General features: G+C 55.3%; 20 protein-coding genes. 2 read left to right on the top strand and 18 right to left on the bottom strand.

Annotation, left to right across the window (positions count from 1 at the left end; all coding sequences use genetic code 11):
- Window positions 1–23: 23 nt before the first annotated feature.
- The 3 genes from feoB to B5F35_RS02520 form a co-directional block, all read right to left on the bottom strand.
- Window positions 24–2,372, bottom strand: coding sequence for a ferrous iron transport protein B (gene feoB, locus B5F35_RS02530; RefSeq protein ID WP_087237863.1), 2,349 nt, complete (start codon window positions 2,370–2,372; stop codon window positions 24–26).
- Window positions 2,373–2,414: 42 nt separating this feature from the next.
- Window positions 2,415–2,702, bottom strand: a complete 288-nt coding sequence (locus B5F35_RS02525) for a branched-chain amino acid transport AzlD family protein (RefSeq protein ID WP_442856419.1) — start codon at window positions 2,700–2,702, stop codon at window positions 2,415–2,417.
- Between the two features lie 113 nt (window positions 2,703–2,815).
- Complete coding sequence (locus tag B5F35_RS02520) at window positions 2,816–3,283, bottom strand: TspO/MBR family protein (protein WP_087237754.1); 468 nt, start codon at window positions 3,281–3,283, stop codon at window positions 2,816–2,818.
- A gap of 213 nt (window positions 3,284–3,496) precedes the next feature.
- On the opposite strand from B5F35_RS02520, the gene B5F35_RS02515 reads away from it, so the two are divergent.
- Complete coding sequence (locus tag B5F35_RS02515; protein WP_087237752.1) at window positions 3,497–3,961, top strand: low molecular weight protein-tyrosine-phosphatase; 465 nt, start codon at window positions 3,497–3,499, stop codon at window positions 3,959–3,961.
- Window positions 3,958–4,434 carry a pyridoxamine 5'-phosphate oxidase family protein gene (locus tag B5F35_RS02510; RefSeq protein ID WP_087237750.1) on the top strand — a complete coding sequence of 159 codons (477 nt, stop codon included), beginning with the start codon at window positions 3,958–3,960 and terminating at the stop codon, window positions 4,432–4,434. The genes B5F35_RS02515 and B5F35_RS02510 overlap by 4 nt, the downstream gene beginning before the upstream one ends.
- A gap of 27 nt (window positions 4,435–4,461) precedes the next feature.
- On the opposite strand, the gene B5F35_RS02505 is transcribed toward B5F35_RS02510, so the two are convergent.
- The 15 genes from B5F35_RS02505 to thyX form a co-directional block, all read right to left on the bottom strand.
- Complete coding sequence (locus B5F35_RS02505) at window positions 4,462–5,058, bottom strand: ribonuclease M5 (RefSeq protein ID WP_087237748.1); 597 nt, start codon at window positions 5,056–5,058, stop codon at window positions 4,462–4,464.
- Window positions 5,055–6,107 (bottom strand): DNA polymerase III subunit delta, encoded by a 1,053-nt coding sequence (gene holA, locus B5F35_RS02500; protein WP_087237746.1) that lies wholly within the window; start codon window positions 6,105–6,107, stop codon window positions 5,055–5,057. Before holA ends, B5F35_RS02505 begins: the two co-directional genes overlap by 4 nt.
- Window positions 6,108–8,315 (bottom strand): ComEC/Rec2 family competence protein, encoded by a 2,208-nt coding sequence (locus tag B5F35_RS02495; RefSeq protein WP_087237744.1) that lies wholly within the window; start codon window positions 8,313–8,315, stop codon window positions 6,108–6,110.
- Window positions 8,316–8,405: 90 nt separating this feature from the next.
- Window positions 8,406–8,969 carry a phosphoribosyltransferase family protein gene (locus tag B5F35_RS02490; protein WP_087237742.1) on the bottom strand — a complete coding sequence of 188 codons (564 nt, stop codon included), beginning with the start codon at window positions 8,967–8,969 and terminating at the stop codon, window positions 8,406–8,408.
- 40 nt (window positions 8,970–9,009) lie between these two features.
- On the bottom strand, window positions 9,010–9,351 hold the full coding sequence (locus B5F35_RS02485) for a histidine triad nucleotide-binding protein (protein ID WP_087237740.1): 342 nt from the start codon (window positions 9,349–9,351) through the stop codon (window positions 9,010–9,012).
- Window positions 9,352–9,559: 208 nt separating this feature from the next.
- Complete coding sequence (gene alaS, locus B5F35_RS02480) at window positions 9,560–12,193, bottom strand: alanine--tRNA ligase (protein ID WP_087237738.1); 2,634 nt, start codon at window positions 12,191–12,193, stop codon at window positions 9,560–9,562.
- A 398-nt stretch (window positions 12,194–12,591) separates the two neighbouring features.
- Window positions 12,592–14,199 (bottom strand): peptidoglycan D,D-transpeptidase FtsI family protein, encoded by a 1,608-nt coding sequence (locus B5F35_RS02475; protein WP_087237736.1) that lies wholly within the window; start codon window positions 14,197–14,199, stop codon window positions 12,592–12,594.
- 93 nt (window positions 14,200–14,292) lie between these two features.
- Complete coding sequence (locus B5F35_RS02470; RefSeq protein ID WP_087237734.1) at window positions 14,293–15,522, bottom strand: peptidase U32 family protein; 1,230 nt, start codon at window positions 15,520–15,522, stop codon at window positions 14,293–14,295.
- Complete coding sequence (gene mltG / locus B5F35_RS02465; RefSeq protein ID WP_087237732.1) at window positions 15,522–16,841, bottom strand: endolytic transglycosylase MltG; 1,320 nt, start codon at window positions 16,839–16,841, stop codon at window positions 15,522–15,524. The genes B5F35_RS02470 and mltG overlap by 1 nt, the downstream gene beginning before the upstream one ends.
- Complete coding sequence (locus B5F35_RS02460; RefSeq protein WP_087237730.1) at window positions 16,822–17,475, bottom strand: 5-formyltetrahydrofolate cyclo-ligase; 654 nt, start codon at window positions 17,473–17,475, stop codon at window positions 16,822–16,824. Before B5F35_RS02460 ends, mltG begins: the two co-directional genes overlap by 20 nt.
- Window positions 17,476–17,514: 39 nt before the next feature.
- Window positions 17,515–18,060, bottom strand: a complete 546-nt coding sequence (locus B5F35_RS02455; protein ID WP_087237728.1) for a DJ-1 family glyoxalase III — start codon at window positions 18,058–18,060, stop codon at window positions 17,515–17,517.
- A gap of 29 nt (window positions 18,061–18,089) precedes the next feature.
- The gene (locus B5F35_RS02450) at window positions 18,090–18,977 is read right to left on the bottom strand and encodes a GNAT family N-acetyltransferase (protein WP_140401125.1); all 888 of its coding nucleotides are present in this window, start codon (window positions 18,975–18,977) and stop codon (window positions 18,090–18,092) included.
- A complete protein-coding gene (locus B5F35_RS02445) occupies window positions 18,974–19,870 on the bottom strand; it encodes a DUF2156 domain-containing protein (RefSeq protein WP_087237724.1) in 897 nt (298 codons plus the stop codon). The genes B5F35_RS02450 and B5F35_RS02445 overlap by 4 nt, the downstream gene beginning before the upstream one ends.
- 36 nt (window positions 19,871–19,906) lie before the next feature.
- Complete coding sequence (locus tag B5F35_RS02440; protein ID WP_087237722.1) at window positions 19,907–20,599, bottom strand: dTMP kinase; 693 nt, start codon at window positions 20,597–20,599, stop codon at window positions 19,907–19,909.
- Window positions 20,596–21,360, bottom strand: a complete 765-nt coding sequence (gene thyX / locus B5F35_RS02435; protein WP_087237720.1) for an FAD-dependent thymidylate synthase — start codon at window positions 21,358–21,360, stop codon at window positions 20,596–20,598. Before thyX ends, B5F35_RS02440 begins: the two co-directional genes overlap by 4 nt.
- Window positions 21,361–21,398 lie beyond the last annotated feature (38 nt).

The following is a 21,398-nucleotide window of genomic DNA, read 5'->3' as shown; positions in this document are numbered from 1 at the left end:
TCCTTTTGCAATCCCAGCCTATATCAGACCAGCCCGGCGATGACGCCGACCAGGTGCACGATAAGGGCCGCAAACCATGCCACGACGCACTGGCCGGCCATCACGGCGGCAGCCCATTTCCCTCCCAGCTCACGGCGAATCGCGGCAATCGCTGCGACACAGGGAGTGTACAAAAGGCAGAACACCAGCAGGCAGGCCGCTCCGAGCGGCGAAAGCACAGCGGCAATTCCTTCTGCCGACGGAATCAGGACGGAAAGGGTGGAAACCACACTCTCCTTCGCCATAAAGCCTGTAATCAGCGCGGTGGATACACGCCAGTCACCAAAGCCGAGCGGCTGGAAGATCGGGCTAATCAGCCCTGCTACGGAAGCCAGAATACTGTTCTGGGAGTCGGCGACCAGATTGAATTGCAGATCAAACGTCCGAAGGAACCAAATCACGATTGTCGCGACGAAAATCACGGTAAAAGCGCGCTGCAAAAAATCCTTCGCCTTGTCCCACAACAGCTGCGCAACATTCTTCGCGCCCGGCATCCGGTAATTCGGCAACTCCATCACAAACGGAACCGGTTCGCCCCGGAACAGGCTCCCTTTCATCAGCAGCGCGGCCAGAATTCCCATGACAATACCGAGAAGATACAGGCCAATCATCACAAGGGCGGCCTGGCCCGGAAAAAACGCCGCGGCAAAGAATCCATAAATCGGAAGCTTGGCCGAGCAGCTCATGAAGGGGGTCAGCAGAATCGTCATTTTGCGGTCACGCTCCGAGGAGAGCGTACGGCTTGCCATCACGCCCGGAACCGTGCAGCCGAAACCGATGAGCATCGGCACAATGCTGCGCCCGGAAAGCCCAATTTTGCGCAGAAGCTTATCCATCACAAAAGCAACGCGCGCCATGTACCCACTGTCCTCCAGCATGGAGAGAAAGAAGAACAGCGTCACGATGATTGGAAGAAAACTCAGGACGCTTCCAACACCGTTAAATATGCCATCTATCACAAGCGAATGCAGCACCGGGTTGATATCCGCCGCCGTCATAGCTGTGTCCACCACTCCGGTCAGCCAGTCGATCCCCATCTCCAGAAGATTGGAGAGCGCTTCCCCGATGACATTGAAGGTCAGCCAAAACACCAGGCCCATGATCGCAAGAAAGGCGGGAATCGCCGTATACTTGCCGGTCAGGATTTTATCTATCTTCCGGCTGCGGGCATGCTCGCGGCTTTCCTTTGGTTTGATCACGGCAGCGCTGCACACACGGCGGATAAAGCGGAATCGCATATCCGCGATAGCCGCCGCACAGTCCAGCCCGCGCTCTTTTTCCATTTGCAGAATAATATGGCCAAGCATATCCTTCTCATTGTCGTCCAGCTTGAGCTGCTCCAAAATCAGCGGATCGCCCTCTGCCAGCTTGGAAGCGGCAAACCGCACCGGGATCCCCGCGTTCTTGGCGTGATCCTCAATCAAATGCATGATCGCGTGAATACAGCGATGCACCGCGCTGCCAATATCGTCCGCGCTGCAAAAGTCCACCCGGCCCGGCTTTTCCTGATACTTCGCAACATGGATCGCGTGGCTGACCACTTCGCCGATTCCTTCGTTTTTCGCGGCAGAAATCGGGATCACCGGCACACCGAGCAGCCGTTCCATCTCGTTGATCAGGACAGAGCCGCCGTTTTCACGCACCTCATCCATCATGTTCAATGCCACCACCATCGGCACATCAAGCTCCATAAGTTGAAGCGTCAGATACAGATTGCGTTCCATATTGGAAGCATCCACCACATTGATGATTCCCTTCGGCTTCTCCTGGAGCAGAAACTCACGTGTCACAATCTCTTCGCTGCTGTACGGAGACATGGAATAAATACCGGGCAAGTCTGTGACCAGCGTATTGGGATGTTCCCGGATCACACCATCCTTGCGATCCACTGTAACACCGGGAAAGTTGCCGACATGCTGGTTGGAGCCGGTCAAACGGTTGAACACTGTCGTTTTGCCGCAGTTCTGATTTCCCGCAAGCGCGAAGGTGAGCGTCGTCCCCTCCGGCAGAGGATTCTCCCCCGCCTTGACATGGTATTTGCCGCCCTCGCCCAAGCCAGGGTGAGGCGTTCCGCGGACAGGCTCTGCCGCCGCTTCCTCCGTCGCCCTGTCCACAGGAACAATCTGAATCTTGTCCGCGTCTGCCAGCCGAAGCGTCAGCTCATACCCATGCACCTTGAGTTCCATGGGATCTCCCATCGGAGCCAGCTTGACCATCGTAACCTCGGCTTCCGGGATCAGACCCATATCCAGGAAATGCTGACGCAGCGCACCCTCTCCCCCAACGGTGAGAATCTTCGCTGTTTTCCCCGCTTTCAATTCCTTCAGTGTCATCGTTTTCATTCCTCTTCTCTCTCCGGATTTGAGGGAAATCCCTCAGAAAACCATCTGTATCAGCAGCATATAGCATATCGTTCCTCCCGCGATGGAGAGGAGCATTTTTCGTTTCCACAAGTGCAGGCAAGCAGTGACGGCAATCGCCGCCAGCTCCGGCAAACCATGAGTCCCGGCGGAAAAGTTCACATCCCGCAGGCAGTAGACGATCAGCAGCCCAAATACAGCGCCCGGAAGCACCTTCCCCAAATAACGGATATACGCCGGCGTTGGACGCTGATCGGAAAATATTGCAAAGGGAAGAAACCTTTTCCCCTTTCCTTCCGGTATTTTATTGTAGCATTGATCGATTGTACAGGCAACAGAAGATTTCAGCGGAAGGGGAAAAGAAAAGCGCGGCGTGTCCTGCTCAACAGCAGAAACACACCGCGCCCTCTGTAAATTCAGGGATTAAGCTGCCAAATAGCATAATTCAAATATCCCGCAAATGCCACCCAAAGCAGATATGGAATCTGCAAAAGCCCGGCAACAGGACGAATCCGGTAAAAAACGAGGGTCATGGCCAAAATCAGCAGCCACAGGATCACCAGCCACACCAGAGCAAACAGATAATTCTGTGCGTTAAAGAAAATCAGGCTCCAGGTAAAGTTCATCGCCAGCTGAGCAATCCACAAGGCCAGCGCCTGCTTCCTGCCCTCCTCTTCTTCTCCCCATACCAGAGCCATTCCAACGCCCATCAACAGGTACAGAATCGTCCACGCGATTGGGAATACAAATCCGGGCGGCGTCAACGGCGATTTTTTTACGGCCTCATATGAGGTCTGCATCGCTTCCCGTGTCAGCCATCCGGACAAAGCCCCCGCCGCAAGTGCCGCCGCAGGGAACAAAAGAAATCGTGCCCACTTTTTCATGGTGCACCTCCTTTCTTCTTCATTAGTATTCCCCGGAAAAGCTGCGCAGAACCGCTTGGGTCAAATCCCGGCCACACAATTTTCCAATGAACCGATATTGAAATTTACTGTTTTATGTTGAGGAGAATGGTATTTAATTTTTAAAAAAAGCCGCCGATATATCTCAATACATAGAAAGAATGTGTGATGGAAAATGAAGAAAGGATTTAAGAAATGACCAAAATACTTTTCGTTTGCCACGGCAATATCTGCCGGTCACCGATGGCGGAATATCTGATGCGGGATCTAGCGGAACGTTCTGGCTATGGAGATAAAATTTGCACCGCGTCTGCGGCAACCAGCACAGAGGAAATTGGAAACCCGGTGCACAGGGGCACACAGCGGATCCTCCACGGACTTGGTATCTCCTGCGCAGAAAAACACGCCGTGCAGATGACACGGCGCGATTACGAAGCATATGACTATCTGATCGGAATGGATGACTGGAATCTGCGCAATATGCGCCGGATCTGCGGAGGCGATCCAGAGGGAAAGCTGTTCCGTCTGCTTGATTTCACCGATTCTCCCCGTGAGGTGGCGGATCCCTGGTATACGGGAGATTTTGAAACAACCTACCGCGATATTCAGGAGGGCTGCGAAGCACTGCTCCATCGCCTGAAACAGGAGAAAAAAATATGAATCAACAGGAACAAACGGATTCTGTATTTCAAGAACGGTATCAGCAATTTTGGGAGGAACTGGGATCCGGCAAAGTGATGGTACTGTCCACTTCCCTAAACGGTATAGTCAGTTCACGGAGCATGAGCATCGTTGTTCTGAAAGAAAAGCTGTTCTTTCAAACAGACTGCACCTTCCGCAAATATCGTCAATTAATGGAAAATCCTCATGCGGCGCTTTGCGCTGGCAACATCCAAATGGAGGGTATCTGCCGCGAAATTGGAACCCCTCAGGAGAATGAGGAATTTATTCAGGCATTTCAAACCCATTTTCCAAACTCGTTTCAGAGATATTCCATGCTGGAAAAGGAGCGGCTGTTCCTGTTCGAGCCAAAATTCATCGAACGGTGGCTTTATGAAAACGGAATTCCCTATGTGGAACAATTTGACATTTGCAGCCAACACTATTCCATGACTCTCTATAGCGGAAAATAAACTATTTTCCATAAGGTGAAGTTTTTTCTAAAGTCCCTTGCTTCTGTCCATGAACTCCTCGTAAGTCATCATGGAATTTAAAACAGGAATCATGGAGTTTACAGAAAGATGCTCCGGCAGACCAACAGCGGTCAAAAAACGCCGCCGTTTGGCCGCGCTGTCATCGCGGCCTGTCAGCCCTGCCTCAAACAGATCCAGCTTTGTGATGGGGTGTACTGCCGACGAGGCGCGCGGTTCTTCTCCGCATGACACCCCCGCCCTCAAAATCGCCTCGCGCAGGATCTCCACCGGCAGTCCTTCCACCCCCAGCTTTCCTTCGCTGGAAGGTTTCTCTTTCCGGCGCTCTTTTCCCAAAATATCCGGAATATAGGCATGCTTGATTTTGGAAGGATCGATAGCCCCTGTTAAATAGTGGCGGATCTGAAAGCCTGCTCCGTCACTGTCTGTCAGAACCAGCAAACCTCTGGTATCCGCCATCTTTCTGAGAAAAGACAGCTGCTTTTTGTCCCGAAAAATCTGAAAACCATGCGTTTCAATAATCAGGCCGTCAATCAGCGAGGAAAGCTTGATCTTGTCATACTTTCCCTCCACGATGACGGCTTCCTTTATTTTGAGTTTTGTCAAGCCATTTTCTCCTTCTGCGCGGCGAGAAGCAGCCGCGCTATCATTTTTTCCATGATAATCCTGCGGCTTCCTCTTGCTCCCTTGAGAGCGGCGTCCGTTTCCAAAAGAACATCCAGGCTTTCGCGCAAAGCCGACAGAGAAAGGGAACGCACATCCCGTTCCGCATTGCGCAGGCGAAACTCTTTCCCTTTATAATCGAAATACTGCGCGGGAGTCTGCGCGGATAAGCCGCTTTGAATGGAAGAACGCACCCGATAGAGATCCAGATACGAGGAGGACAGCACAGCCAAAACGTTAACCGGCTCCTCATTCTGGTAAAACAAAAGATCCAGAACACGGTATGCCTTATCGTACTCTCCGGCGATAATTGCCTTTCCCAGCGCAAACACGTTGGCTTCCAGATTCTTTGTCACCAGACGATCGATCAGAGCGGCGGTTATCTCCCCCTTCTCCTGATAGGAGCACAGCTTTTCCAATTCATGATAGAGCGTGCGCAGATCGTTGCCCGCATAGGAAACGATGCGGGAAGCGTTGGGACGGGAAAGGTCACAGCCTCGTTTCGCGGCCGCCGCGCAAAGCGTTTTTTCCAGCTCCGCGCCAGTCCGGCGCTCCATCACTGTGCTGACTCCGGCCTGATTCACCGCCGCCGCAAACTTTTTCCATTTGGATGATTTTTTCACGTCGACCGCAAGGCCTGGACAATAAAACAACAAGGAAGTGGAGTCCGGAAGATTTTCCAAAAGTTCGTGAAGCTTTCCCAGCTCCACTGCTCCGCAGGTCTCCACGTCAAAATCGCTGACCGTCACACATTTGCGTTCCGCCATGAAAGGAAGTGCTTCCACGGCGTCCGCAATGGTATCCACAGACGTCTCCCTGCCGTCAAAGCGCTGCACATTAAAATCCGGAAAAGGAAGATTTCCCGCTTTTTCCAGAAATCGCTTGGTATATTTTTCTATCATAAACTTTTCCGGTCCATAGAAAAAATAGACTCTGGCAAATTCACCGGAATCCAGCTGTTTTTTCAATTCCGATTCCGTATGCTGAGGCATTCAAAGCTCCCTCCTTACCTGTGTTGTGTTTTCTTCGCCAATTCGGATCTCGATCGGTCCGTCCTCCGTCGCAAGAGGAAGGAAGCTGTAATCCATATGCCAGACACGGCTCACTGTATCCTCATCCATACAAAAGATTCCGTAATCCGGTGAAAAACCGGCAAGGGATTCCGGTGTTTCCTCCATCACCAGAATGGTACAGTCTTTCCAATCCTCCGGCAGCTTTTCTTCCTCTGCCTTCTCCGGCCAAAGCAGAATTTTCTCATTCCCGCACAGAATCCGGACAAAATCTTCGGTGCGTTCAATGGAAACCGCATCGTCCCAGAGAGAAACCGTATACCCCTTTTCACAGCAAATCGTCTCCCCTGCTTTTTCCGATCCGTTGAGCAGCGTTGCATTGGCCAAAGATTCCCTGTCGCAAAGAAGAATGGCTGCCGGCTTCTTTTCCAGCGTATGCCCGGCATTGCTCCCCTCTTCAAAGCTCCCACTCACAAGGGCAAGCAAATCCAGTTCCTTTATATTCTGTGCATCCAGTTCCCGCAAAACAGGACTTTGAGAATACCCGCCGCACCCAACAACGGCTGCGCGGCCATTCCTCGTCAACACAATGGAAATGCCGTCGCCGGAGGAAAGCACCGAACAGCTTGTCACATTGCGCAGGGAAATCTGATGCGCCAAGAGTGTAACCAAAAAGAGAATCACGCAAAGCAGGCCGGTCAACCGGAATTTGGGACGGCTGCGCCCAAGCAGCACCGCCAATCCAAAAAGGAACAGCGCACACCCCAGCCACAGAAACGCCTCTCTGCCGGAAAAGGAAAAGCTGGCAAACGGCAAATCAGAGAGAAAATCAGCACAGCTTTTGAGATACCGGCAAAGCCAGGAAACGGGAAGCGCCGCGATCGATGCCGCTCCCGGCGCAACCACAGCCAGCAAAACCGTGAGGAAGGAAAGCTGAAGCAGCAGAGAGGATGGAACCATCATCAGAAGATTGGCAGGAATAGCCGCCGGTGAGATGGTTCCAAACAGAGGAAGGGTCAGCGGAAGGGTAAACAAAAGCGCACCCAGCGTAGAAGCAAGGAGAGCATAAACCGGACGCAGCAAACGGTGCAAAAGCGGATGGGAACCGTGCAGCCGTTCCAGCGCTTTTTGCAGCCTTCCCGCATAAAGCGAAATTCCGGCGGTGGCAGACGCTGAAAGGAGAAATCCTGTATCCGCAGCCGCATATGGATTGTGCAGGCAAAGCAGCAGCACGGCCAACCCCAGAGAATTCATGGTATCTGCCCGGCGGGAACAGCACTCGCCCATCAGCAAAGTCAGACACATGATCCCGCTGCGGCAGACAGAGAACGAAAAGCCCGCCGTGGCCATAAACAAAAGAATACCTCCCGCCACCCCCAGCACACAGACAGGACGCGGGAGACGGAGCGCACGCAGAAGCAAGGTGAGAAGCTGCGTTACCACGGCCAGATGGAAGCCCGATACCGCCAGAAGATGCGACACACCGGACACGCGGAAATTCTCCTGCACTTCCTTGGACAACTCATGCTTGTCCCCAAACAGCAAAGCCTTGACGAACGCGGAATCAGAGCGGGAAAAGACGGAATCTGCCGCATCATACAAGCGTTCCTTCCAGGAGAGGATGGAGATCCAGAGGGAATTCTCCCTGTCTGGAACAGAGATCGCTCCTTCATCTACCGGAAACGCATACAAATAGACTCCCTCCGCCGCCAAGGAAGCACGCTGTCCAAAAGGACCGGTGCTGCCATCCGGAAGAAACAGACGCATGGTGCCTTCCACACAGTCTCCCGGCCCATCTGCGATGGGCTCCTTGGCATAGACCAGGATACGGCCGTTTGTGGGAAACTCATGATTCTCAACCCGACGCACTTCCAGCAAATAACAGGTGCGATAGTTTTCGTTATAGGGAAGATCCACCACAACCCCGCTGATTTCCGTCTCCAAACCGTGAAGATTTTCGACACAGGAAAGACGGGAGGATTCCGCGGAAAAGCTGCTGAACGCAAGCGCCGCAGCCAGCATGGAAGCTGAGAGAACCATGCCTTTGCGAAACCGTTTGCAAAGGAAGAAAATGGTGAATAAAATTGACGCCGTACAAGCAAAGTAAGGTGACAGTCTTTCACCAAAGAAAAGAGCGACCGTCAACGCCAGCAGATACGAAAAACCTACCAGCGCCAGCGGCCGCTTCATTCTGACGAAAAGCCCCCTTTACAGACCGCCCCCTTCTATTCTGTTGGCGGCGGTGTCATTTCCCGGGGTTCTTCTGAAAAAACAGAAAAATCAAGCATTCTCCTCTTTGGTAAACAGCGGGAGAGGCTCCAGAAAAATAATATCGTCCCGATGCATGGCGTCACCTTCCGCAAGTACGCAGGCCCGCCCGACAATCACGCCGCCAAATTGCAGCACAAGGCTTTCAATGGCCGCAAGGGATTCACCTGTGCTGATCACGTCATCCACAATCAGCACGCGCTTGCCCTTCAAATCCCGATAATCATCCTCCGCAAGGAACAGCTTCTGCACATGATCCGTCGTGATGGATTTGACCTCCACATGGATTGGGTTGCGCATGTATGCTTTCACACTTTTGCGGGCCACCACATATCTGCGGCATCCCTGCCGGGCCATTTCATAGGCCAGCGGAATTCCCTTTGTCTCGGCGGTGATGATGACATCATGCTCAGGACATTTTTCCAGCAATGCCTTAGCGGTATGTTCCGTAATTTCCACATCGCCCAGCATCACAAAGCCCGCGATATCCATCGTGTCGCTGATGGGGCAAATCGGAAGCTCCCGGCTGCACCCGGCAATTTCCATATGATAATACTTTCGATCCGTATCGCTCATACAAACTCCTCTTTTCCTGCAAAATGAAGGACAGCATTTCTCAGCCGGGAGGCCACTTCATGGAACGGCCGCCCAGCAGATGGACATGCAGATGCTGTACCGTCTGCCCGCCGTCGGCTCCTGTATTGGCCACCAGCCGGAAACCGCCCTCCAAGCCAAGTTCCTTGGCCAGACGGGCCGCCACCTCAAAGATATGCGCCGCAATGCCGGAATTTTCCTCCGTGATCTCCGCAACGGAAGCAATATGCTCCTTCGGGATAATCAGGACATGAACGGGAGCCTGCGGTTCCAAATCGTAGAAAGCAAGAACACGTTCATCCTCGTATGCTTTTTTACTGGGGATCTCTCCCGCAGCAATTTTACAAAAGATACAATCGCTCATTTTTTCATTCTCACCACTTTCCCTTGCCGCTCCGAAGCTTTACGCGGGCGGTGCTCCTGGTTTTTTGACCAAGGATGCAGTCGCCGGCGCAGGACTCCGTACATCCGTTTTTCATTCCATATTATAGCACATGAAAAAAGTGCTGAAAAGAATTTTTTCGTCTCTTTTGCCAGGGGGTATCGGAAATCTCACAAACAAACCTTGCAGATTATTTCTTCATCATGTCCGCAACAATCGTTTCCGCCGCAGCAAGAGCCTCATCCAGTTTGGTCAGATCCTTGGCGCCCGCCATGGCGAAATCAGGCTTTCCGCCGCCGTTACCGCCGGTGATCTGCGCCACTGCCTTGGCAAGCTGTCCGGCATGCAGGCCCTTAGCCTGCGCGCCCTTGCCGACGGTCGCCGCGATACTGCCTTTTCCGCCGCTGGTGCAGGCAAGAACCGCCGCAATCTCAGAGGCCTGATCGCGGATACGGTCGCACATGGTCCGCAGAGCGGCAGGCTCCGTGCCGGAGAAGAGCGCGGTAATCACCTTCACACCGTTGATCTCCTTTGCCTCAGAGAACAAGCCATCCATCTGCATGCCCGCAATCCTGCTGTTGAGCGCCTCGATCGCAGAATCCTTCTCCTTGATCTCTCCCATGAGCTGGGCGGCGCGCACGCCAATGTCAGCGGGGTTGTTCAGCTTCATGACCATCGCCGTGCTGCCAATCAGCGCGGTCGCGTCCGTCAGCATTCCCAGAACGCCGAGACCTGTCACGCCTTCAATCCGGCGCACACCGGAAGCCACGGAGGATTCCGATACAATCTTGAAGAGGCCGATTTTCGCCGTATTGGAAATATGGGTGCCGCCGCAGAACTCGCGCGAGAAATCCTCCACGGAAACGACACGGACAATATCGCCATACTTTTCCCCGAACAGAGCCATCGCACCGAGCTTGCGCGCTTCCTCGATCGGCATCTCGCGGCAGCTTACCTCCACGCCCTTGAGGATTTCCTGGTTGACCAGCAACTCCACCTGTGCAATCTCCTCCGGAGTCAGCGCGGAGAAATGCGTAAAGTCAAAGCGGACATGCTTTTCATTGACCAGCTGACCGGCCTGTTCAACATGGTCGCCCAGCACACGGCGCAGAGCAGCCTGAAGCAGGTGAGCCGCCGTGTGGTTGCGCATGATAGCGGCACGGCGCTCCGCGTCCACGCTCAGGGAAACCTCTTCCCCAACAGACACGGCTCCCGCCGTCACGGAAATATGGTGCAGATAGTTCTTCGCATGGTTCTTGGTGGTGTTGTCCACGGTGAACATTGCGTCCTCAGATTCGCCCGTTCCAATATCGCCAATCTGTCCGCCGCCCTCGCCGTAAAATACGGTGCGGTCGCACACGATTACAGCCTCGTCGCCGGCTGTCACGGAATCCACACGAGCACCGTCCTTCACAATCGCGAGGATCTTCGCACGGCAGGACAGCTCCTCATAGCCAAGGAACTGCGTCTCCGGCACGCCGTCGAGCAGATTGCTTTCTCCCAGCCATGCGTCGGCTCCCGCGTTTTTGCGGGCATTGCGGGCGCGCACCTTCTGCTCCTGCAGCTTCTCGCGGAACGCCTCCTCGTCAATGGTAAATCCACGCTCGGCGGCAATTTCCTTCGTCAGATCCAGCGGGAAGCCATAGGTGTCGTTCAGACGGAACGCGTCCTCGCCGGTCATCACACTTGTATCAAGGCGATCCAGAATATCATTGAGCATCTGCATGCCCTGATCGATCGTCTTGGCGAAGCTCTCCTCCTCGACGCGGATCAGCTTGAGAATCATGGCGCGCTTTTCATCCAGCTCGGGATACGCGGTCAGGTTCTCATGGATCACGGTCTCGGCCACTTCGGAGAGGAACGGGCGATCGATGCCGAGGAGACGGCCATGACGAGCGGCACGGCGGAGCAGACGGCGGAGAACATAGCCGCGTCCCTCATTGCTCGGCATCACGCCGTCGCCGATCATGAAGGTCGTGGAACGGATATGGTCGGTGATTACACGCAGGGAAACGTCCTTCTTCTCATCCTCGCCATAGGTGACACCGGCAATGCGGCAGATATGCTTCATGATATTCTGCACCGTGTCAACGAGGAACAGGTTATCCACGCCCTGCATGATGCAGGCCAGACGCTCCAGACCCATGCCGGTATCAATATTCGGGTGTGCCATCGGCGGGTAATTGCCCTTGCCGTCGCTGTCAAACTGGGAGAACACCACGTTCCAGAACTCCACATAGCGGTCACAGTCACAGCCGACACCGCAGGTGGGCTTTCCGCAGCCGTACTGCTCACCGCGATCGAAATAAATCTCCGAGCAGGGGCCGCAGGGGCCGGAGCCATGCTCCCAGAAGTTGTCCTCCTTGCCCATGCGCACAATGCGGTCCGGGGCAACGCCAACTTCCTTGGTCCAGATTTCGAACGCTTCGTCATCGTCCTGATAAATGGTCACCCACAGCTTGTCCACAGGCATTTCCAGCACCTTTGTGCAGAATTCCCACGCCCAGGCGGTCGCTTCATGCTTGAAGTAGTCGCCGAAGGAGAAGTTGCCCAGCATTTCAAAGTAGGTGCCATGGCGCGCCGTCTTGCCGACATTCTCAATGTCGCCCGTGCGGATGCACTTCTGGCAGGTGGTAACACGCTTGCGGGGCGGCGTAACCTCTCCTGTGAAGTACTTCTTCATGGGTGCCATGCCCGAATTGATCAGCAGAAGGCTGTTGTCATCCTTGGGAATAAGCGAAAAGCTCGGCAGGCGCAGATGCCCCTTGCTCTCAAAGAACGACAGATACTTTTCTCTCAGTTCGTTTAATCCTGTCCACTGCATAACTTGACCCGACTCCTTATTCTGAAATCATGTTTGCGGCCTGCGCAAAAAGAAAAGGGCTCCCCCTCCCAATATGGGACGGGGAAACCCGTGGTACCACCCAAATTGCGCCGCAGCGCCTCTCTTGTCTCCTTAACGCGGAAAACGCCGTACTCTTCGCACGGGGCTCCGGGACGGCCGCCTCCGTACCCTTTCGCAGCCCTCTCACAGCGTCCCGAAGGACAAGGGCCTCTCTGCGCGAAGCGACACAGCGCGTTTCCCTTCAATGCCGGAAGCCTCACGGACACGGTACAGCCGCTCCTCAGGCTCCTATGAAACATAAAAATTATAGCCGGATTCTCCCCGGTTGTCAACCGACAAATCTCACAGAATTTCGCCTTTCAAAGCGTTTCTCCGTTTTACTGGGAAAGAAACAGCTCCCAAAGGCCGTCGGCAATCTCCTGGAAAACAGGGCCGCAGGTGGGGCCGCCTCCTGTTCCCGTTTCGGAAAAGACAACAATCACATATTGGGGATCGTCATACGGGTAAAAGCCCGCGAACCAGGAATGGACCTGCTCCACCCCATTTTCGTCAAAGCGGCCTGTCTGCGCCGTCGCTGTTTTGGCTCCCGCCCCGCCATGCGCGGGAGAATACTTGGTACTGGTGCCGTCCTCCACAGACGCACGCATGAAATTTTGCAAAAGAGCGGCGTGGTAAGCGCTCAAAACACGCGTTGGTTCCTGTTCCTCCACGCCGGACACGGTTTGGAGAGAGGCGTCAACCGTTCCCTGCACCAGCGAAGGCGCCGTATACTCTCCATCGGAAGCAATTGCGTTCACCATTCCCAGAATCTGGAGCGGAGTAGCGGTCAGTTCCCCCTGTCCAAAGGAAAAATTTGCCAAAGCCTGTGGAACCCGCAGAGAGCTTTCCGACGGCAAAATCCCGGAGCTGGACACATATCCCGGGGCAAGCTGTGTCCCGGAGCCAAAGCCGAAGCGTTTTGCCATATTGAGAAACAGGGAAGGATCCACCTGCTGCATGAGATGGACAAAGTAGGTGTTGCAGGAATTGGCGATCGCGGACTGCATATCCTCCACGCCATGGGATTCCTCATTGTAGCAATGGAAATCGCCGCCGGAAACCGTAATACTGCCGGTACACTCATAGGAAACATCCGGAGTCAGTCCAGACTCCAGCGCAGCGGCAGCGGAAACCAGCTTGAACACGGAACCGACGCTGTACGGAGCCAGACAGCGGTTCATCAGTGGGGAGTCATCGTCCTCCAGAAGCTGGGCCACCTCGTTCGGATCAAACGTCGGCAGGCTCACCATAGCCCGGATTTTGCAGGACGGCACCTCCGCCACGAGAACAGCTCCCTTTGTCAGCGATTTTTCCGCTGCCTGTTCTGCGATCTCCTGAATCCGTTTATCCAGCGTCAGCACCAGCCCGCCTTTCCCAAGATACGTCGTATCGGTCACAGTGGGCGTTTCACCCGCCAGCGCACGATGCAGGGCATCCACCTGATACAGAACAGATATTTCCCCTTTCTGCTCTGACAAATACTCTTCGTATGCTTTTTCCATGCCCGCCACACCATGCCCGGAACCGTCAAGATATCCGATCGCATGGACAGCCAGCTGGGAATCCCCGTACCGCTCCGGGATCTGGAAGGTCAGAATCCCATCCCCGGACACGTTTGACGGAAGGGACAGGGCAAACGGTGTGCCGTTTTGCAGAAGGGAGGAGATTTCCGCGACACCGTCGCTCCCCATCGCGCGGCTGAGATCGGAGGCCGTTTGCACGCCGGGAGCCACCGCGGCCACCCAGCGCTCCTGCTCTCCCGTAAGCGCAAGCAGATTGCAGTCATAAATGGTTCCGCGCGTCTCGTTCACTGTCAGCCGGTAGCTGCTCTGCCGCTGCGCCGTTTCCGCCAGCGATTCTCCCAGCGAAAGCGTATATACGCTCAAAATGCAGATCAGAAGCCCCAGCATTACGATTCCAAAAAAGCCTGCCACCCGCCGTTCCACGGTTCATCCCCCTTTCAGGCGCAGAAAAGGGGACGCGGCGCGCCCCCTTTTCACTCGCCCGGATAGTAGGAGTTTCCCCCTCGCGGACGCTTTTTATTCTGTTTTCCCTTCCAACGCCGACCACTTTCGCAGAATCGCACCGGGAGAAACCGGCGCATCCGAGCGCAGACGCACACGCATGGCCGGATGCGGCGCGGATTCGAGCGGTTCCCCATCCTCATTGAAAATCGCGTCAAGGGGAACCTCGTAAGGGCGGCGTCCCGGTTCCAGCACATCAGCTACATCGCCGCGAAAGAAACGGTTTTTCTGCGTCAGGAGCAGATCGCTCCCCTGCCGCCCGTCACAGACGGCAATCACCTCACAGTCACGCACATAACCGCCGTGCACCGTCTCCTGCCCCGGCTCCGAACCGAAATAAAAGCCGGTGCTGTACGGCCGGTGGCTGATCGCCTCCGTCTCCCGGACCATCCATGCGGGGACCGGCTCTGCCGGATGTTCCAAACACCAGTCGACCGCCTGCCGGTAGGCATTGGTGATCACCGAAACATAGTAAGCGGACTTCGCCCTTCCCTCGATTTTCAGGCTGGTCACTCCGGCCTGTATCAGCTCGGGGATGTGCTCTATCATGCACATATCCCGCGAGTTGAGGATATACGAGCCCTCGCCCGCCGTTTCGATCTCCATATACTGGCCCGGCCGCTTTTCCTCCACCAGTGCATATTTCCAGCGGCAGGGCTGGGCGCAGTCACCACGGTTCGCATCGCGGCCGGTCAGGTAATTTGAGAGCAGGCAGCGTCCGGAAAAGCTCATACACATGGCTCCGTGCACAAAGGCTTCGATCTCCAGCTCCGGCGGTGTGCGCTCCCGCAGAACGGCAATCTCCGAAAGGGAAAGCTCTCGGGCAAGAACGACGCGGGAAGCGCCGAGCCGGTGCAAAGCGTTTGCGGCGGCGTAATTGGCCACCCCAGCCTGCGTGGAAATGTGCAGCTCCACCTTTGGCGCATACTCCCTGGCAAGCTCCATCACACCGAGATCCGTGAGGATAAACGCGTCCACCCCGACTTCCTGCGCATGCGCAAGAAAGGCAGGAAGGCGTTCCATCTCGTCGCTGCGGGGAATGGTGTTGCACGTCAGATAGACGCGCACTCCCTGCGCATGGGCAAGCGAAACGGCCTCCCTCAACTCTTCGGGGGTAAAGTTGGCCGGCGCCGAGCGCATCCCAAATTCCGAACCTGCCAAATAAACGGCGTCCGCGCCAAAGCGCAGGGCAGCCCGCAGACGATCCATATCGCCCGCGGGAGCCAAAACCTCCGGTTTTCTCATCAGCGCAGCCCTGCCTTCACAAGATTCTGCTCATGCTCAGAGGATGTTCTGGCATAATAAGCGTTTCCCTCCGCGTCGTGGCAGAAATAGTAATAGTTTGTGCTCTCCGGATTCAATGCCGCTTTCACCGCATCCAGACCAGGATTGCAGATCGGCCCCGGAGGCAAGCCTCCAAGATTATAGGTGTTGTATGTGCTGACAAAGGTTTCCCGCTGGGCTTCCGGCACCTGATCCTTTGTGCGGTACGGATAGTACATGGTGGAGTCGCAGTCAAGCGTGTAAATGTCATACTGCGCGCCGTTGTCCAGACGGTTGTGCAGGACAGAGGAAACCATATACATATCGTCGGTATCGGCCGCCTCCATCTGAATGATGGAAGCCAGCGTAAGCACTTCATCCATTGACATGCCGGAGTTTGCAATCTGCTCCTGAAGCTCTTCGTCCATCAGCTTTTTATTCGCGTTGTTGACCAGCTTCATCAGCACGGAAGAAATGTTGTCATTCTGGTAAAAATCATAAGTATCGGGGAAAAGATATCCCTCCAGATGATAATACCGCTGACCTCTGTCCTCAATCGCGCCGAGCACATCATAGCTTTCATCCAGCTCCGTGGTATTGCAGGCTTCCATAAAATCGTTGGCGGAGCAAACACCGTTCTGTTCCAGCAAGGAAGCCAGCTCCACAATGCTGGTTCCCTCGGGGATCATCACGCGAACCGTGTCCAGACGGTTGGAGGAGCGCTGCAAGGTATTGATGATAGCCTGATAATCCATGGAGGTATCCAGCTGGAAGGTACCATTGCTGTAATACTCGCTGGAATTGGTGAAGCGAGCATACAGTTTGAAAAAGAACTTCTCCCGGATAATCCCCTTTTCCTCCAGGATATCAGCCACCTGATCTGTTGTCGGATCGACCGGCAGATCCACAGTAACGTCAATCGCTTCGCGTCCGGTGGCCAGCATGTCATTGATACCGGCCACCGCATACTGCCCTGCCACCAGAGAAACCAGAACCACCACAAGCAGCCAGACCATCCGGAAAAAGAGACGGTTTCCTCTTCGTTTCTGGCGGTTTCTCGCGTTATGTGCCAGCTCCGCGCGTTTTTTGGCCTGCCTCTCGCCGCGTGCGGCCTGTGCAGACTGCTGCTGTGCGACAGAGGGATCGCTGTAGCTGCTGATGGAGGAGGGTTCCTCGTAATCCTGCGTATTGTCATACTCTTCGTCTGAAATGTTCAGCGAAAAGCCGCTGACTCTTTTTTCCCGCAGGCGGCGGCTAAGCTCTTCCTCTGAGGGATGCAGGTTATGATTGTTTTCGTTCATGCTTTCTGTTTCCTCCGTTTCCCGGATGCGGACGAACTGCCGGTTTGGAAATATTGCGGATACAGCGCTCCGTGACAAGGATATCCACCGGGCGATCAAAATAGCCGTGCGGAAGCATACGGCGAACACATCCGCTGTAACAGGCTCCTACGGTCACGCCGCGAAAGCGCGAAAGGAATCGATCGTAATAGCCCTTTCCATAGCCGAGCCGGTATCCCTCGGAATCAAAGCTGAGACCCGGCACCACACACAGACCGCCCGTATCCTCCTGCACCAGCCGGGAGCGGCCCGGCACCGGTTCAAGCACCCCAAAAGCTCCAGGCTCCAGCTCTTCCATCGAATGGATTTCATAGAACTCCATCTCCCGGGTTCCAGGCACACAGCGCGGCACTGCAACATGCTTTTCGTCTGCAAGAGCACGGCGGATCAGGGCGATGGTATCCACCTCGATCGGCTTGCTCACATAAGTATAAATCCATCGGGCCTGCACATACTCGCGCAAGGAGGTCAGGCGGCGGAAAATGGACGCGTCCGCCTTTCTTTTCCTGTTTTCCTCCATGTTTTCCCGAAAGGAGCGGCTGTGCAGGCGCAGAGAATTTTTCAGTTCCTTGATGTTGATATTTCTGGTACGCATGGGCTCACCCATCCTTGCGCAGTGTAGCGGAAAGCAGGCTCACAGCCCCGGGACGCACATCGCCGCCCCAATCTTCCGGGCCTTTTCTTCGCCGCACAGGAGTTCTCCCAGACGAAGGGCAAAGGCCATCGCGGCTCCCGCGCCGCGTCCGGTGACAAAACGTCCGCTGACTTCCACCGGCTCTCCCGTTGTTCTGGCTCCTTTCAGTTCCTGTTCAAAGCCAGGATAGCAGGTTGCAGTGTGCCCTTCCAGAAGGCCAAGATGACCCAGCACAGAAGGCGCCGCACAAATCGCGGCCACCCAGGCGCCGTCCTGCGCCGCGGCTTCCACCGCCGCGCGCACCACAGGAGATTTTTCCAGATTGAGAGTGCCGGGCATGCCGCCGGGAAGGATCACCATTTCCGCCCCATCTGTCACGACGTCCTTTTCCTCCAAATCCGCCGTTACAGGAACGCCATGGGAGCCGGTAATCACCCTGCCTCCAACACCGACGGTTTTGACCTCACAGCCCAGGCGGCGCAGGACATCCACAGGCGTCAGAGCCTCGACCTCTTCAAATCCGTTTGCCAAAAACACATAAATCATCCGAAAAACCTCCTTTGTGATAAAACCAGTTAATCCAGAGACAATCCCAGATAGGGCGGACAATCCGGGAGGAACGCGGGAAGCTCACAGCCGGAAAGAGGCTTGAGCATACCGAAAGACTGTTCCTCACATGGGACATCCGAAAAAAGGGGCATCCCTCCGGCCGGCAGGCGGAACGCATACGTTTCAGCGGGAGCGTCGCGCAGAAGAAGCCCGAACAGCTCCGCCTGTGTCTGCAAAGACGCCGCCCATTCCGTTACCTCACAGCGGACTCCGTCCCCCGTGCAGAGCGCATAGGAAAGCGTTTCCCCCTCTCCTGCAATCAAAAGCTTCCCCCCATACAGGCGGGCGCTCTGTGCCGCATAAAAAAATCCGTTTGTTCCCCACAGAAGAGAACCCGGCCGTTTTTGAAGCCATCGATCCCGGCAGCGGCACAGCTCCCGCCAGGACGCAAGACGGTGTCCCGCCGGAGGATTCGTGCAGGCGGCACGCAATTGATCTGCCGTCACCGTCTGCCGCTTCACCCGATAATACGGGCGGTAGCCCGCCTTCTCATACAGCGGGATCAGGCCATCATGCGCAGGCAAAACCGCTGAATAGGACTGTCCCCGCTCCATACCGCGCATCGCAGCGCAGGCCAGCAGCGAAGAGACAAATCCACGCCCCCGAAACTCGGGGAAGGTCGCGGCGGCGTAGATATAATGCGCTTCCGCTGTTTCTCCGCCGGCAAGCTGTACGCGGCACGGCAGCAGATGCACCATCGAAGCCAGTCGATCTCCATAGCTGTAAACCAGGCAGTTCTCAGGACGGTACAGTGTGCGCAGATAGAAATTGACCGGGCGGGCGGGTTCATGAAAGCACGCCTGCCACAATTCCCGAAGCTGCCGCTCCATCCCGGGCCGGGCGGGGCCTATCACAGCGTTTCTCCCTTCGGAACCGCCATATACTTCTCCAGCAGGATAGCGGGCTGATAGGAGAGCTTTGCTTTGCGAAGACCCTCTATGCCCATATCCTCCTCCCGGTTGATATATTCGTATCCGGAAAGGGCGTTGGCCGCAAATTCGTGGTTGATGGCTGCATAAAGGCCATTGTAGCCGTCAACCGCCTTTTCAAAATGAATCACAAAACACCGGGGATTGATCTCCTCACCAACGGTAAAGGCCACAGGTTTTCCCTCGATGCGGATCAGGCCGCCCTTCATGCCAAGCGGTTCAAAGCCATGAAGCGCCGCTGCCACGGCGCAATTCTCCTCGCTGTGGCCATCTTCTCCGCAGCTTCCATGCTTGAGACACCACTCATGCGCCACCGCCATGCAGTCCTTGAAATTCTCGCGGGAAACCTCCTCATACGTCCACTGGTAGGAGCGGTTGAACTGTGCCAGATGATTCCGTTTGCCGTGCAGCTTACGTCCCGCCAACTGGATCAAATCCTCGGAGCGGTACAGGTAGTCGGCGTCATCCCGCAGGGGCAGGTAATCGAATTTCCCCGGAAACAGGCTTTCGTATTCCTCCAGCCTTTCCTTGGTCACACCCCACAGACGGAACGGGATTCCTCTTTCTTTCGCGTCCTCGATCAACACTTCCACCGCTTCGCGCAGGTCACCCGTTCCCTCGGGAACAACGTAAGCCCGCAGATCCTTCCCGAATCCGGAGAGCAGAAAATCCTTATAGCGGCAAATCTGGCGGCAATACGTCCAGCGCCAGACATACATCGTACCGAACGCATGCTCACTGCCAAGACCGCCGGAAGCGGAAAGTATCGGCTGTACCCAGTCACGGTCCTTGAGTTCCGGATAATAGAAATTCAGCATACAGTTTACGGCCTCAGGCCGTCTTCCTCCTTTGTGTCACGTTCCTTTGTTTTTTGTCCTTTGGCAAATCGCTTCCTCTATATAAGAAAGCACTTCTGTGTGGATTTCCTCCACTGTCTTAGGATTCTGCCCTGCGGCACAGGAAATCATGCGCCAGCCAAAGCGTTCCGCCGTGTAAAGAGCGGAAGCACGGCAAGCTTTCAGGTACGCCAGACTGCTTTCATGAATATCCTTTTTCTTCTCATCTCCCGCATACCGGCTGCTCAGCAAGCGCTGGGAGATCTCCACCGGCATGTCCAGATAAAGTGTGCAGTCCGGCTGAGGAAGCTCCAGCTTTCCATACTCAAAATCACAGACCCAGTCCAGAAACGTCTGCCATTCCTCCCGGGGGAGCTTTGTGAGCTGATACACCATATTGGAGGTGGTGTACCGATCTGCGATAACACATTCGCCTACAAGAAGAGCTTCCCGCCAATACTTGCGGTAGCTGGCAAAGCGGTCCACCGCGAAAAAGGAGGAAGCGGCGTAGGCGTTGACATCGCCGGGCCTGCTGCCGAACTCGCCGGATAAATACTGTCTGACCAGCGTGGAAGAGGGATGTTCATAGTCGGGAAACGACACCAGCCGCACCGGGATTCCCCTTTTTTGAAGGGAATCCAGAAGCAGCCGCGACTGCGTTCCCTTTCCGCTGCCGTCAAGGCCCTCAACTGTAATCAAAAGTCCTCTCATGCCTTGCCTCCGAATTTCCGGCGCACCTCGGCGGCTTTTCCGCAGGTCATTTTTCCTTCCGGACAGGCGCCGCGCAGGCAGGGCGGTCCCGCCTTTTCAAAAATATGGGGAGCCGCTTCACGGACCAATTCCAGCATCTGGCAGGCCACATCCCGGATCTCCCACTGGGCGCGGTTGCAGCAGCGGTGAGAAAAGAAATTGAGCAGAGAACGGGCGTTGAAGGTACACACCATCTTGGTTTCGCAGGCATTGGGCAAAACAAAGCGCGCATCCTCGATCGCGCGCTTTTCCGCGGCACGCTCCGCCTCCTTCTCTGTCTTTCCCTCGCGCAGAAGCTGCTCTCGGTGCTTTTCCATTAAAAGAGCCGTCAGACGCTCATAGTGCTGCTGATCCTCGCGCATGGCAGCCAGGAACTCCTCCTTCGCCTCCGGGATGGCCTCAATCTCCGGCGGAATGACATACGCAAAGGAATCCTCTGCCACATAGCGCTGGCTCTGCACGCTGTACGACGCAATACGGTGGCGTGTGATCTGCGCCAGAAGCGAGCGCGACACCCCCTCGATACCGAAGGTAAAGCTTGCGTGCTCAATAGGGCTTTCGTGGCCGATCTCCGCCAGCATCTGTACAAAGGAAGAAGTTTTTTCCTCTGTAAGCCCCTCGCGGATCGTCTCAATGGAGGACGGTGAATAGCACAGCTTCGCCGCCGCAGCCACCAGCTTTTCCGGCTCCGGCGTACAGGCCAGAAGCGTTACGGTTGCCATAAAATATCAGAGCCTTTCCTCTCAGGATTCACCGCTTT

It is taken from the genome of Anaeromassilibacillus sp. An200, from assembly GCF_002160025.1.
GTDB lineage: Bacteria > Bacillota > Clostridia > Oscillospirales > Acutalibacteraceae > Caccousia > Caccousia stercoris.
Note: the sequence above shows the minus strand (reverse complement) of the source record. Positions and strands in the feature narration are given on the sequence as shown.

Excerpts from the sequence above, each read along its gene's own strand:
- feoB (WP_087237863.1), bottom strand. The coding sequence starts at position 2,372 with ATGACACTGAAGGAATTGAAAGCGGGGAAAACAGCGAAGATTCTCACC.
- B5F35_RS02520 (WP_087237754.1), bottom strand. The coding sequence starts at position 3,283 with ATGAAAAAGTGGGCACGATTTCTTTTGTTCCCTGCGGCGGCACTTGCG.
- B5F35_RS02515 (WP_087237752.1), top strand. The coding sequence starts at position 3,497 with ATGACCAAAATACTTTTCGTTTGCCACGGCAATATCTGCCGGTCACCG.
- B5F35_RS02510 (WP_087237750.1), top strand. The coding sequence starts at position 3,958 with ATGAATCAACAGGAACAAACGGATTCTGTATTTCAAGAACGGTATCAG.
- holA (WP_087237746.1), bottom strand. The coding sequence starts at position 6,107 with ATGCCTCAGCATACGGAATCGGAATTGAAAAAACAGCTGGATTCCGGT.
- B5F35_RS02495 (WP_087237744.1), bottom strand. The coding sequence starts at position 8,315 with ATGAAGCGGCCGCTGGCGCTGGTAGGTTTTTCGTATCTGCTGGCGTTG.
- B5F35_RS02490 (WP_087237742.1), bottom strand. The coding sequence starts at position 8,969 with ATGAGCGATACGGATCGAAAGTATTATCATATGGAAATTGCCGGGTGC.
- B5F35_RS02485 (WP_087237740.1), bottom strand. The coding sequence starts at position 9,351 with ATGAGCGATTGTATCTTTTGTAAAATTGCTGCGGGAGAGATCCCCAGT.
- alaS (WP_087237738.1), bottom strand. The coding sequence starts at position 12,193 with ATGCAGTGGACAGGATTAAACGAACTGAGAGAAAAGTATCTGTCGTTC.
- B5F35_RS02470 (WP_087237734.1), bottom strand. The coding sequence starts at position 15,522 with ATGAGAAAACCGGAGGTTTTGGCTCCCGCGGGCGATATGGATCGTCTG.
- mltG (WP_087237732.1), bottom strand. The coding sequence starts at position 16,841 with ATGAACGAAAACAATCATAACCTGCATCCCTCAGAGGAAGAGCTTAGC.
- B5F35_RS02460 (WP_087237730.1), bottom strand. The coding sequence starts at position 17,475 with ATGCGTACCAGAAATATCAACATCAAGGAACTGAAAAATTCTCTGCGC.
- B5F35_RS02455 (WP_087237728.1), bottom strand. The coding sequence starts at position 18,060 with ATGATTTATGTGTTTTTGGCAAACGGATTTGAAGAGGTCGAGGCTCTG.
- B5F35_RS02445 (WP_087237724.1), bottom strand. The coding sequence starts at position 19,870 with ATGCTGAATTTCTATTATCCGGAACTCAAGGACCGTGACTGGGTACAG.
- B5F35_RS02440 (WP_087237722.1), bottom strand. The coding sequence starts at position 20,599 with ATGAGAGGACTTTTGATTACAGTTGAGGGCCTTGACGGCAGCGGAAAG.
- thyX (WP_087237720.1), bottom strand. The coding sequence starts at position 21,360 with ATGGCAACCGTAACGCTTCTGGCCTGTACGCCGGAGCCGGAAAAGCTG.